The organism is uncultured Duncaniella sp., assembly GCF_910578445.1.
GTDB lineage: Bacteria > Bacteroidota > Bacteroidia > Bacteroidales > Muribaculaceae > Duncaniella.
Genome location: NZ_CAJTQC010000010.1, coordinates 1 through 13,619 on the forward strand (window position 1 = coordinate 1; position 13,619 = coordinate 13,619).

The 13,619-nt window shown below is 51.3% G+C and carries 8 protein-coding genes and 1 tRNA gene; 7 read left to right on the plus strand and 2 right to left on the minus strand.

Translation table 11 applies throughout. The features are described 5' to 3' along the window. Nucleotides 1–128: 128 nt before the first annotated feature. A tRNA-Asn gene (locus QZ311_RS05845) sits at nucleotides 129–202 on the minus strand. Nucleotides 203–443: 241 nt separating this feature from the next. On the opposite strand from QZ311_RS05845, the gene QZ311_RS05850 reads away from it, so the two are divergent. Both QZ311_RS05850 and mfd read left to right on the plus strand, forming a co-directional pair. After that, on the plus strand, nucleotides 444–2,093 hold the full coding sequence (locus QZ311_RS05850) for a S41 family peptidase (RefSeq protein ID WP_297065327.1): 1,650 nt from the start codon (nucleotides 444–446) through the stop codon (nucleotides 2,091–2,093). Nucleotides 2,094–2,205: 112 nt separating this feature from the next. Beyond that, the gene (gene mfd, locus QZ311_RS05855; RefSeq protein ID WP_297065498.1) at nucleotides 2,206–5,511 is read left to right on the plus strand and encodes a transcription-repair coupling factor; all 3,306 of its coding nucleotides are present in this window, start codon (nucleotides 2,206–2,208) and stop codon (nucleotides 5,509–5,511) included. Between the two features lie 123 nt (nucleotides 5,512–5,634). On the opposite strand, the gene QZ311_RS05860 is transcribed toward mfd, so the two are convergent. Continuing rightward, nucleotides 5,635–5,808 (minus strand): histone H1, encoded by a 174-nt coding sequence (locus QZ311_RS05860; RefSeq protein WP_297065330.1) that lies wholly within the window; start codon nucleotides 5,806–5,808, stop codon nucleotides 5,635–5,637. Between the two features lie 232 nt (nucleotides 5,809–6,040). Here QZ311_RS05860 and QZ311_RS05865 point away from each other — a divergent pair, with 232 nt between their 5' ends. The 5 genes from QZ311_RS05865 (at nucleotide 6,041) to QZ311_RS05885 (ending at nucleotide 13,272) form a co-directional block, all read left to right on the plus strand. Next, the gene (locus tag QZ311_RS05865) at nucleotides 6,041–7,327 is read left to right on the plus strand and encodes a pitrilysin family protein (protein WP_297065333.1); all 1,287 of its coding nucleotides are present in this window, start codon (nucleotides 6,041–6,043) and stop codon (nucleotides 7,325–7,327) included. A 244-nt stretch (nucleotides 7,328–7,571) separates the two neighbouring features. Then, nucleotides 7,572–8,039, plus strand: coding sequence for a ribosome assembly cofactor RimP (gene rimP / locus QZ311_RS05870; RefSeq protein ID WP_297065335.1), 468 nt, complete (start codon nucleotides 7,572–7,574; stop codon nucleotides 8,037–8,039). 39 nt (nucleotides 8,040–8,078) lie between these two features. Further along, nucleotides 8,079–9,464: a transcription termination factor NusA gene (gene nusA, locus QZ311_RS05875; RefSeq protein ID WP_297065338.1), complete on the plus strand. Its 1,386-nt coding sequence runs from the start codon at nucleotides 8,079–8,081 to the stop codon at nucleotides 9,462–9,464. A gap of 93 nt (nucleotides 9,465–9,557) precedes the next feature. Continuing rightward, nucleotides 9,558–12,677 carry a translation initiation factor IF-2 gene (infB, locus tag QZ311_RS05880; protein WP_297065340.1) on the plus strand — a complete coding sequence of 1,040 codons (3,120 nt, stop codon included), beginning with the start codon at nucleotides 9,558–9,560 and terminating at the stop codon, nucleotides 12,675–12,677. Nucleotides 12,678–12,726: 49 nt separating this feature from the next. Beyond that, entirely contained in the window at nucleotides 12,727–13,272 is a 546-nt protein-coding gene (locus QZ311_RS05885; RefSeq protein WP_297065341.1) for a 2-amino-4-hydroxy-6-hydroxymethyldihydropteridine diphosphokinase, read from the plus strand. Nucleotides 13,273–13,619 lie beyond the last annotated feature (347 nt).

A 13,619-nucleotide genomic window follows, 5' to 3' on the forward strand; every position in this document is an offset into this window, starting at 1 on the left:
TATGCTTATCCCCACTGATTTTCTACTGCCCCCTCCTTTAGCCTTGAAGGAGCTTAGAACGCCTCAATTCCAAAGCACAAAAAGGATGAAGCTATGAAGCTTCATCCTTTTTCATTCTTTTCATTTTGCGCTTCAGGATGGGCTTGAACCAACGACCCCCTGATTAACAGTCAGGTGCTCTAACCAACTGAGCTACTGAAGCAGTAAATTCTACAACCCTCAGGTTGAGAAGTGCAATTTGAGAGGATTCCTCTTGTTTTTGCGTTGCAAAATTACGCTGTTTTTTTTTATTGTGCAACCTTTTTAATGAAAAAATGATGCTAAAAACATTTTTTCTTGCATTTTTTTGAAAAAATCTGACTATTTGGTAGTTTAATTGTTGTAATTATTGACTAACTTTGGTCTCCGTTTCAACGATTTTATCACTTCAGCATACGATTTCTATGAAAAAGCTAACACTCCTTGCCGCGCTGCTCGTCGCCATAAGTGTGATTGCCTCTGCAGCCACGCGGAGCAAAAAGAGCGAGATTTCGCGCAATCTCGACATTTTTAATGCCCTGTATAAGGAATTGCAGACTTTTTATGTCGATTCAATTGATGCCGAAAAGTCAATCAATACCGCTATCGCTGCGATGTTGAATGACATTGACCCATATACCGAATATTTTTCTGCCAAGGAGCAGGACCAATTCCGCACCATGACCACCGGAGAATATGGAGGCATCGGATCTGTAATCCAGCAAACCCCCAAGGGCGTAATTGTTGTCGAACCATATAAGGGAAGCCCCGCTCAGCAGGCAGGACTGCGTCCCGGCGACATATTCCTTCAGATTGACGGCGACACCGTCAGCAGCTGGACATCCGATAAGGTGAGCGAAAAGCTGAAAGGGCAAAGCGGCTCTACCCTAAAACTCGTGATGAAGCGTCCATGGGTGGAAGACTCGATTCTCAAATTCGAGCTCAAACGAGGCAAAATCCAGATGCCTTCAGTTCCATATGTCGGTATGATACGCCCCGGCATCGGATACATCGGCCTTACTACATTCTCAGAAAAGAGCTACCCGGAAGTACGTGCCGGAGTTGAACAGCTCATCAAGGATGGAGCAAAAGGCCTCATCCTCGATCTTCGCGGAAACGGAGGCGGACTCGTTGAAAGCGCCGTTGAAATACTCGGCATGTTCCTTCCCAAAGGCACGACAGTCCTAACCACCCGAGGAAAAGGCGTTCTTAACGAAAAAGTCTATCGGACAAGCGTAAATCCTGTTGACACTAAAATACCATTGGCAGTGCTTGTCGACGGCAACTCCGCATCGGCATCCGAGATTGTAACAGGCGCTCTTCAAGACCTTGACCGTGCCGTGGTCATCGGAAACCGCTCTTTTGGCAAAGGACTCGTGCAGAGCACCCGCGAACTACCTTACGACGGACTCCTGAAAGTCACCGTGGCTAAATACTATATTCCATCGGGCCGTCTTATACAGGCTATCGACTACTCTCACCGCAACCCTGACGGCTCTGTAGCCCGAATCCCCGACAGCCTCACCAACGTGTTTAAAACCGCCGGTGGTCGCGAAGTCCGCGACGGAGGCGGCATAACGCCGGACATCAAGATTGAATACCCCGAAGTAAACCGAATGACATTCAACGTCGTACGTGACAACTGGGCTTTTGACTTTGCCAATAAGTATGCCGCCGAGCATGACACCGTCGCTTCGCCGGAGACATTCGAGGTTACCGACGAAATATATGAAGAATTTAAAAACTTCATCGATCCTGCCAAGTTCAACTATGACAAGGTATGCGAAAACGCTGTCGACCAGCTACGCGAGATAGCCAAGGTCGAAGGCTACATGAACGATTCCACATCCGCCCAGTTCGACATACTCGCCTCAATGCTCAAGCATGACTTAAAACGCGACCTCGACCTCAACCGCAAAAACCTCACCCCCTATATAGCCCGAGAAATCCTGAGCCGCTACTATTTCAACCGCGGCGAAGTAATATATTCGCTACGCGATGACGAAGCAGTCGACTCTGCTGTCCAAATACTCTCCACTCCGCGATTTGACGAAATCCTCGGCAAGAAGCAATGACAAAAAACAGTCCATCAGGGTTATCGGCAATGCCGACACGTTAAATCTACCTCAGACACACAAAATCATATCTTGTGATTTCATGACCATTCAGCAACTCAGCGATGAATTTATGACCTCACGCCGCCGGGACGCCATAACAAAGGCGCTCGGCGGCGAGGCTGCTATAATATCTGTTTACAATCTCGCCGGTTCATCTCCCGCCATGATGCTTGGCGCGCTTCCGAAACGCGATGTGCCGACAGTTGTGGTCGGTGACTCTCTCGACGATGCAGGTTATATTTATCACGACCTTACGCGCCTTGTCGGAGAATCAGGTGTTGTGATGTTCCCGTCAGGCTACAAACGCGACATAAAGTACGGACAAGTCGACCCTCCCTCACAAATTCTACGCACCGAAGCCCTTAACCTATGGCATTCCGACCGCGCCCCCCTATATGTCGTCACCTATCCCGAAGCATTAGCCGAAAAAGTAGCGCGTCGCGAAGTAATCGACAGACACACTCTACATCTGCGCAAGAACAGCGAGGTCGATCTCATTGAAACTATAAAATGGCTACGTGAAAACGGATTCATAGAGGTCGACTACGTATACGAACCCGGACAATTCGCTGCACGCGGTTCAATCCTCGACATCTTCGGCTATAGCCACGAACTTCCATTCCGAATTGACTTTTTCGGAGATGAAATCGATTCAATACGCGCCTTCAACATCGAAACCCAGCTATCAGAGACCAAAATCGATGAGGTAGCCATAACCTCAGGCGTAGCCTCTCAGTCATCAGGCGAATCACTTCTTGAATACATTGACCCTGCAACGCTGTTTGTCGTCCGCGATGCGGCCTTCACGGTCGAGCGCATCAAAGCCATCGGAAACGAAGAAATGTCGCAAAGCGCCATCGTAGCCGGTGAATCTGACGCCAATGCAATGAAACAGGTTGTCGACGGAGAGATTTTCGAGCGGAAATTCGCAACCTTCCCGCAACTACGTTTCACAGCCGCATCACAGCCCGACCCGGAAGCGAAAGCAGCCATTGATTTCAAATGTTCCCCTCAGGCCATATATCACAAAAATTTCGAGCTCATAAGCGAAAGCTTCTCAAAGTTTCTCGGTGAAGGCTACCGACTGTATATCCTTAGCGACAGCGAAAAGCAGATTGAACGCCTGAAGGTGATATTCGAGGACCGTGGCGATAAGATTGACTTCACGCCCGTCATCTCCACGCTCCATGAAGGATTCACCGACCACTCGCTGAAAAAATGCGTCTTTACCGACCATCAGATTTTTGACCGTTTCCATAAATACACACTCAAAAGCGACCGCGCACGCTCAGGGAAGCTGGCCCTTTCGCTAAAAGAACTGAGCGCCATTGAACCGGGCGACTTCATTGTCCATGTCGACCACGGTGTCGGTCGGTTCGCAGGGCTTCTGCGAACCAATGTCAACGGCAAGACACAGGAAATGATAAAACTCGTCTATGCCAACGACGACATAATATTCGTCTCAATCCATGCACTTCACAAGCTGGCAAAATACAGGGGCAAGGAAGGTGTGCCACCCAAAATCAACAAGCTCGGGTCAGGCGCATGGAACAAGATGAAGGAGCGCACTAAATCAAAACTCAAAGACATAGCCCGCGACCTCATCAAGCTCTACGCCGCCCGAAAAGAAGAAAAAGGACACGCCTTTGCTCCCGACAGCTATCTTCAGCAGGAACTCGAGGCCTCATTCATCTACGAAGATACCCCCGACCAGCTGACTGCAACCAAGGCAGTAAAGGCCGATATGGAAAGCGAAAAGCCAATGGACCGCCTTATCTGTGGCGATGTCGGGTTCGGCAAAACAGAAATTGCCATCCGTGCCGCCTTCAAGGCTGCCGTCGACGGCAAACAGACCGCAGTGCTCGTCCCGACGACAGTGCTCGCCTATCAGCACTACAACACCTTCCGTGAGCGCCTTAAAGACCTGCCGGTGCGTGTCGACTACATATCGCGAGCCCGCACTGCAAAACAGGTCAAGCAGATTGTCAAGGACCTCGCCGACGGCAAAATAGACATTCTCATAGGCACACACAAACTCATCGGGAAGGAAGTCAAGTTCAAGGACCTCGGCCTGCTCATTGTCGATGAGGAACAGAAATTCGGGGTTGCCGTCAAGGAAAAACTAAAACAGATGAAAGTTAGTGTCGACACCCTTACCATGAGTGCGACACCAATACCGCGCACACTGCAATTCTCGCTCATGGGTGCACGCGACCTTACCTCGCTCAACACCCCTCCGGCCAACCGCTACCCCATCATCACCTCGGTCTGTGCCGGTAGCGACGACATAATAGCCGAAGCTGTCAACTTCGAACTGTCGCGCAACGGTCAGGTGTTCATGATTAACAACCGCATCGAAGGCCTCTACGAACTTGAAGCGCAGGTGAAGCGCCTGATTCCCGACGCACGCACAATCGTTGCCCACGGACAGATGCCACCTGAAAAGCTCGAGAAGGCAATCATCGACTTCGCCAACCATGATTATGACGTACTCATTGCAACCACAATCATCGAGAGCGGCATCGACATGCCCAATGTCAACACCATAATTGTCAACAATGCGCAGAATTTCGGTCTCAGCGAGCTCCATCAGCTGCGCGGACGCGTGGGGCGCAGCAACCGCAAGGCGTTCTGCTACCTACTCGTGCCTCCCCACATTCCGCTCTCGCCCGTAGCCCGACGACGCCTGCAGGCCATAGAGAGCTTCAGCGACCTCGGCAGCGGCATCCACATCGCCATGCAGGATCTCGATATCCGTGGCGCAGGCAACCTTCTCGGCGCAGAGCAGTCGGGATTCATCGCCGACCTTGGCTACGAGACCTATCAGAAAATCCTTAAGGAAGCCGTCACCGAACTGCGTACCGAAGAGTTCTCCGATCTTGAGCAAGCCGACCGCCTCGACGACGATGAGACCACCGACTATGTGGCCGACTGCGTAATCGAAAGCGACATGGAGCTACTCCTGCCGGCCGACTACGTTCCCACCGAAAGCGAACGCATCTCGCTCTATCAGGAACTCGACGGAATCGAACGCGAACTTGACCTTCAGGCCTTCAAGGCCCGTCTGACCGACCGCTTCGGAGCTATACCGGCCGTTACAGCCGAACTCCTCCGCATTCCGCGCCTGCGACGACTTGCCCGACGGCTCGGAATCGAAAAGGTATCCCTTAAACAGGGCAAGATGTACACCTTCTTTGTTGATGAAAGCAACAAAGCATACTACCAGTCTGAAATGTTTGGCAAAATGCTCGGCTATCTCACGGCCCATCCACGACGCGTACAGATACGCGAACGTAACGGAAAGCGTTCGTTCGCAATCTCCGATGTCGACACCGTGGAGTCAGCCGTAGCCATACTTCAGGAAATAATAGGCTGATTGACATTTTCACGGCAAAACACAAAGAATGCGACGACCATAGGATTGATTAAAAGCAATCTTAGTCGTCGCATTCCTTGTCTCGTGCCGATAGTTATCAGCACATGACTAATTTTTTCAATCTTATTTTCCCGCAGCAATTGAATCTTTGCGGAACTGCTTCAGAAGCTTTTCGATTTCAAGAGAGGTCTTGCGTGCGCGAGCACCTGCTGCCTTATTGCCGTTTTCCACTTGGGCCATAGCGTCTTTTGCAAAAGCTTCAAAATTTGAAGTGAGTTGTTCAACGAGAGTTTTCATCGGTGATTTTGGGTTTAAATTTGTTATTGTTATAGAGAATATGGGCTATTAACCAAAGTGATAAGCAACAGCATATTACTCATGTTGCAAATATACGGACAAAAAAAATTATTTTGCAATAAATTTGTTAAAAAAACGGCTTAATACGCTCTTATTCCACACTTTTTATTCTTTTTGCCGTGTTTTCGCTTATTTTTCATAACTTTGACCCCGCTTTTAGCATAATTATATCATGATTGACTTTAATCGCTTCACACTTCCCAACGGTCTGCGTGTAGTCCACAACTACGACCCCACTACTGCAATGGTGGCTGTAAATGTGCTTTATAATGTAGGTTCGCGCGATGAAGACCCTTCAATGACCGGACTGGCCCATCTTTTTGAGCACCTTATGTTCGGCGGTTCTGCCAACATTCCGGATTTCGATGCCGAAATCGAGCGTGCAGGTGGCATGAACAACGCATGGACCTCAAATGACTTCACAAATTTCTATGATGTCGCTCCGGCAAGAAACTTCGAGACCCTGCTATGGCTTGAAAGTGACCGCATGCTCGGACTTGCCTTTTCTGAAAAATCGCTTGAAGTGCAGCGCAATGTCGTCATCGAGGAATTCAAACAGACCCACCTCAACCGGCCATACGGCGATTTATTCCACAAACTCCGCTCATTGGTCTACCGCAGTCACCCATATTCAGTCCCGACCATCGGCAAAGAGCCGGCCCACATCGAAAAGGTGACGCGCGACGATGTCCGCGACTTTTTCTATAGCCATTATGCGCCTAACAATGCCGTGCTCGCAATCAGCGGAAACGTCACGCCCGACCAAGTGCGCCGTGGTGTCGAACGCTGGTTCGACTCTATACCACGTCGTGATGTCAGACCGCGCACCTACGAGCCCGAACCGCTACCCGATGCTCCACGCGAGCTCGAAGTTCGGGGCCATGTCCCCCAGACATGCGTGGTCGTGGCCTACCCTATGCCCGGTTACGGCCAGCCCGGTTATATCGAGTGTGACCTTATCACCGACATTCTGGCATCCGGAAGGTCATCGCGGTTCTACAGGCGGCTGCTTCTCGGTAGCGACCTTTTCACTTCGGCCGACGCCTCTATCATCGGAAGCGAAGAGCCGGGAATGCTCATGCTCAAAGGCTATCTCGAAGACCCATCGGAAGCAACTGCCCGCAAGGCAGTGGAGCGCCTGATGTCCGAAGCATCCGAACTGTGCTATCAGGCATCACGCCTCGACCGTCTGTCATACAATCTGACCGAGGCCAGGCCGGGAGGAGTCACACCCTACGAGGTTGAAAGAGCCATCAACCGTTTCGCAAGCGACTTCACCTTCTCGTCGCTGAGCTACCTGCAGCGGGCTCAAGCACTGGCAATGGCCGAAATGCACGGCGAGGACATCAACGAAATCGTGCCGGCCTATCGTCGCGTCACCACCGCCATGATAGCCACAACAGCCCGTCGCGTCATCGATCCGGCCCACGCCTGCACCCTCATCTACAGACCGGAATGAGGCCTTGTCGGGACTCAGGGTTAAATTTGTAATCAACACGCCACACACAGAGTTAAAAAATGCTAAATAAACTCTCATCCACCTTTGGTTTAAGGGCTTTGATTTGCAGGAATTTATAAAATTTACTAATTTTGCACTCAGAAAGTCACGGAGGAGGCCACAAGCTTCCTCCAATTTATTTTTATATTGTCGGGTATGACGGTATGAAAATTACACACAAACTCTAAGACGACACTTAAGATATATGATAGATAAAACAGAAATTCGCCGCTTGGTTGACGAGGCGATAGCCGTGACCGATGCTTTTGTGGTCGATATCACCGTGTCGACAGCCAATGATATCGTTATCGAGCTTGACAGCCCGACAGGTGTCGACCTTGATTTTTGCGCGGACCTCAATCGTAAACTTCAGGAAGAGCTCGACCGTCAAGACGAGAACTATAGCCTTGAAGTCGGCTCTGCATCATTGACCGCACCATTCAAGGTAAAGGGTCAGTATGACAAGAACATCGGAAACGAAGTCGAGGTGCTCACGCGTGACGGCAAGAAACTCAAAGGCATCCTCACAGCCGCAGGCGACAACGACTTCACAGTCGAGATTACCCGCAAGGTCAAAGAACCCGGAGCAAAGCGTCCGGTCATGGTCGCCGAACCTACGGTCATCCCCTATGCCGATGCAAAGCAGGTGTGCTACGTGATTAATTTCAAGTAAAATATTCATTCCAACTAAATATATATAATCCCACAGATAATGGCAAGAAAAGAAGAAGCCCCCAACATGGTGGAGCGTTTCGCCGAATTCAAGGAACTGAAAAATATCGACAAGACCACCATGATCAGTGTGCTGGAGGAGTCGTTTCGAAATGTGTTGGCCAAAATGTTTGGCACAGACGAGAATCTTGATGTCATCATGAACCCCGACAAGGGCGACGTGCAGATTTTCCAGAATCTTGAAGTTGTGCCCGACGGTGAGGTGACAAACCCCAACCTACAGATTTCACTGACCGACGCACGTGCCGACGACGACCCCGATGTGGAAATCGGCGAGGAGCACACAAAGGAAATCTTCTTTGCCGACTTCGGTCGCCGCGCCATCCTCAACCTCCGCCAGACACTCCAGTCCAAGATTCTCGACCTCCAGAAAGAGGCTGTCTATGCAAAATTCAAGGAACTCGAAGGCGAGCTCGTATCGGGTGAGGTATATCAGACATGGTCGCGCGAAACACTTCTGCTCGACGACGAGAAGAATGAACTTCTTCTGCCTAAGAACGAATCAATCCCCGGCGACTTTTTCCGCAAGGGAGAGACAGTCCTTGCTGTCATCGCCAACGTCGACAACAAGAACAACAATCCCAAAATCACCGTATCGCGTACCAACGAGGCATTCCTCCGCCGACTTTTCGAACGCGAAGTCCCCGAAATCGTCGATGGTCTTATCAGCATCCGCGCCGTTGCCCGCATCCCGGGCGAACGCGCAAAAATCGCAGTCGAAAGCTTCGATGACCGCATCGATCCCGTAGGCGCATGCGTGGGTGTCAAGGGTTCACGTATCCACGGTATCGTCCGTGAGCTCCGCAACGAGAACATCGATGTCATCAACTATACATCCAACCCGCAGCTCTTCATCCAGCGAGCACTCAGCCCTGCCAAGATTTCAAACATCCACCTCGACGAAGAGGAAAAGAAGGCCGAAGTGTTCCTCCACCCCGAAGAAGTGTCGCTCGCAATCGGTAAGGGCGGTCTCAACATCAAACTCGCATCCATGCTCACAGGCTATGTGATCGACGTTTACCGCGACACCCCTGAAGAAATCGACGAAGACATCTACCTCGACGAATTCAAGGACGAAATCGACGGCTGGGTTATCGACGCGCTCAAAGACATGGGCTGCATCACAGCCAAAAGCGTGCTCAAGACTCCGCGTCAGGAACTCATCGACCGCGCCGACCTCGAAGAAGACACTGTCGACAATGTCATCCGCATTCTCCGTGCCGAATTTGAAGACGAGGACACGTCTGCTGCCCCTGCACAAACCCCTGCCCCCGCTGAAACAGCCGAAGAAGCAAGCGTCGAAGACAGCGCCAAAGAATCAGCGCCCGAGGAAGACTCCGCAGCCGAGGAGAAGCCCGAAGCCTGAAAAAGACATACGAACTGAACCCTGGCAACAATGATTGCCTGCCACACTCCTCTCCCCTCTTAACAAATTAAAACATTACCACCCATCTCATATATGCCGAGAATAAAAATCAGTCAAGCCGCCAAAGAGTTCAACGTCACTATACAGTCGTTAGCTGACCAGTTGAACAAGAAGGGTATCTCAATTGATGCCTCGAATCCTAACACCCGTCTGGATGAGAGTGCCTACGATATCCTTGTCGAGGCTTTCCAGCCCGACCGCAAGGAGCGCGAGCGCATAGACCGTATCCGTCAGGAAAAAGAAAAGGAAAAGTCTGCTTCAGCTCCGGTTAACACACCTGCCTCCCCGGCATCATCTGCGAAAGGCCCTTCCGAAATACAAGGGCCGAAAGTGGTAGGCAAAATAACGCTTGACAAACATAATAATCCAATCCCCACACCCCCTGCTGCCACTAAGGCTGCGGAAGCTTCGACAAAACAGCCGGCCACACCTGCGCCGGCCAAAACATCCGTCAAGGAAGACCCCAAACCAGAGGTGTCAAAACCGGAAGTGAAAGTTGAAACATCCGTCAAACCTGAGATGCCCAAGACAGACGCTCCTAAAGTGGAAATCCCGAAAGCTGAAATGCCTAAATCTGAAGTGAACCCCCAAGCCCCGAAGGTCGAGGCCCAAAAGCCTGCAGAAGTCGTCAAACCTGCAGAAGCACCCGTCAAGGAAACCCCGGTCGTGAAGGAAACTCCTAAAAAGGAGACTACGCCGGAAGCTCCTAAGACAACTCCAAAAACGGAAGTCAAACCTGCACCGAAGCCCGAAGCTCCGAAAGTGCAGCAAAAACCTGCTCCCGCACCTGCGAAGGAAACAGTTAAGGAAACTCCCAAGGCTGAAGCCGCTCCTGCAAAACAGGAAGATGAAGTGTTCCGTTATCAGTCCGACGCACAGGTGGTCGCTCCAAAAGTGGTCGGTCACATCGACCTCTCCGCGCTCAACCAGTCGACCCGTCCTAAAAAGAAATCGAAGGAGGAACGCCGCAACGAGCGCATGAACAAGAACGGTCAGAACGCCGGCGGAAATGCCTCGCAAGGCGGTGACCGCAAGAAACGTCGCCGCATCGGTGGTAAGGTCGATATCGAAAAGACCGTAAATCAAGGCAGCGAAGGTGGTAACGGTAATAACGGCAATAACAACAATAACAAGAACGGTGGAAATAACCACGGCGGCGGAAACAACAACGGCCGTGGCGGTAACGAGCGTGGCGAACGCGGAGGCCGCAACCGCGAACGCAACAAGCGCCCCGTGCACACCGAAGTCAACGAAGAGGACGTACAGAAGCAGGTACGCGAGACCCTTGCACGCCTGACATCCAAGGACAAGGGCCAGAAGAAAGGCGCAAAATGGCGCAAGGAGAAGCGCGAAGCTTTCGCCAACCGCGCACATGAGGCCGCCGTCGAAGCTGCAGCTGAAAGCAAGGTGCTCAAACTGACAGAATTCGTTACAGCAAACGACCTTGCCGTCATGATGGATGTGCCCATCAACAATGTCATCGCAACCTGCATGAATCTCGGCGTAATGGTTTCAATCAACCAGCGTCTTGACGCAGAAACCATCAATATCGTAGCCGAGGAATTCGGCTATCAGACAGAATATGTTTCAGCCGAAGTGGTTGAAGCCATTCATCAAGAAGAAGACAACGAGGATGAACTCGTCACCCGTCCGCCGATTGTCACCGTCATGGGTCACGTCGACCACGGTAAGACATCGCTTCTCGACTATATCCGCAACGCCAATGTGATCGCAGGCGAGGCCGGAGGTATCACTCAGCACATCGGTGCTTATAACGTGAAGCTCTCCGACGGCCGTCACATCACATTCCTCGACACCCCGGGCCACGAGGCATTCACCGCCATGCGTGCCCGAGGAGCGAAAGTGACCGACCTCTGTATCATCATCGTGGCTGCCGACGACAACGTCATGCCACAGACCGTTGAGGCTATCAACCACGCTTCAGCCGCCGGTGTTCCTATCGTTTTCGCCATCAACAAGATTGACAAGCCCGCAGCCAACCCCGACAAGATTAAAGAGGAGCTTGCGCAGATGAACTATCTCGTTGAAGAATGGGGCGGAAAATACCAGTCGCAGGACATTTCGGCCAAGAAGGGTATAGGCGTTGAAGAACTTATGGAAAAGGTGCTTCTCGAAGCCGAACTCCTTGACCTCAAGGCCAACCCCAACCGTCGCGCCACAGGCTCTATCATCGAGTCGTCGCTTGACAAGGGACGCGGCTATGTGGCAACAGTGCTCGTGCAGAACGGCACACTCCGCGTAGGCGACACCATCCTCGCAGGTACTCATTTCGGACGCGTAAAGGCTATGTTCAACGAACGTAACCAGCGTATCACCGAAGCAGGCCCGGCCGAACCGACCCTTATCCTCGGTCTGAACGGTGCGCCCACCGCAGGCGACACCTTCAATGTGATGGAGACAGAGCAGGAAGCGCGCGAAATCGCAACAAAACGCGAACAGCTTCAGCGCGAACTCGGCCTGCGCACCTCCAAGCGTACCACCCTCGAAGAAATCGGACGTCGTCGTGCCATCGGCAACTTCCATGAGCTCAACATCATCGTCAAAGGCGACGTGGACGGCTCAATCGAAGCTCTTTCCGACTCACTCATCAAGCTATCCACCGAGGAAGTCAAAATCAATGTGCTTCACAAGGCTGTCGGAGCTATTTCCGAAAGCGATGTGACACTTGCAGCCGCATCCGACGCCATCATCATCGGCTTCCAAGTACGTCCCTCGCAGGCCGCACGCCGTGCCGCCGAACGCGACGGCGTGGAAATCCGCCTCTACTCGGTCATCTATCAGGCCATCGAGGAAGTCAAGGACGCGATGGAAGGCATGCTCGCCCCCGAAATCAAAGAAGAAGTCATCGGTACAGCCGAAGTGCTCCAGACATTCCGCATCTCGAAAGTCGGTACTATCGCAGGCGCTATCGTGCGTGAAGGCCGCATCAAACGTGGCTGCAAAGTGCGTCTCATTCGCGACGGCATCGTTCGCTACACCGGCGAGCTCGGTTCGCTCAAGCGCATGAAGGACGATGTCAAGGAAGTCACCTCAGGCTATGACTGCGGTCTTTCAATCGCAGGCTACAACGACGTTCAGGAAGGCGACCTCATCGAAGCTTACGAGGAAGTCGAGGTTAAGAAGAGCCTCTAAGACTGCTCGCCCAACCCTATCGGTCAGCCTGAATTCATTGGCTTGAACAATGACAACTATTGATATTCATTTAAATATCGGCTCAAACAGCGGCCACCGTGAAGCTCTCATAGAGCGTGCGGTGGCCGCCGTTTCATCTGCCTTCCCCGACGTGGAGATAAAATGCTCCGACATCATCGAGACTGCTCCTTGGGGATTCGAGTCTCCCAATCCGTTCCTCAACATCGGAATGATGCTCCGAACAACAGAAATCCCACATAACATAGCGGACAAGAGCGACATCACGGAAAACAAATCTGCCAGAGAGAGATTTGCCCTTGATGTGCTCATGGTTATACAGGAAATACAGAGTGGCATAGACCCGTCGCCACACCGCGACGCACAAGGAAGATATATCGACCGCGCCATCGACATCGACCTTATTGCCATAAACGACTGGGTCATTGACCACCCGAGCCTGACATTGCCTCACCCACGCATGCACATGCGCGACTTCGTCCTCCGGCCATTGGCACAACTTGACCCTACATGGCATCACCCCCTTACAGGCAAAACCGCCTCCCAACATCTATCTGACATTCTCAACTATTTATAATTTAAAACTTTAATAACAGAATTCTATTTCGTACTTTTGGTACACAAAAAATTTTATATACTTTTGTAGTGCGATGGCAAGAGAGCCATCGCATATTCATATTGTGAAGCGTTTCGTGCTTTATCCTATAACAGAAATTTCGCCAAAATTTTATCCAAAAGGATTAAGCAGTCGGACAACGTTCATGCTTGTCGTATGTCAACTCCCCACTACGGGTATAGATATTCGATTAGGCGTGGGAGTGGACTGTTTATTTTTGGATGGGCGTTTGGCGATGCCTCTGTTATGATAAACAGAACATTGTCCTGCGCTTTTTTATCTTTAATACAGGTGGTCGGAGGACAGAT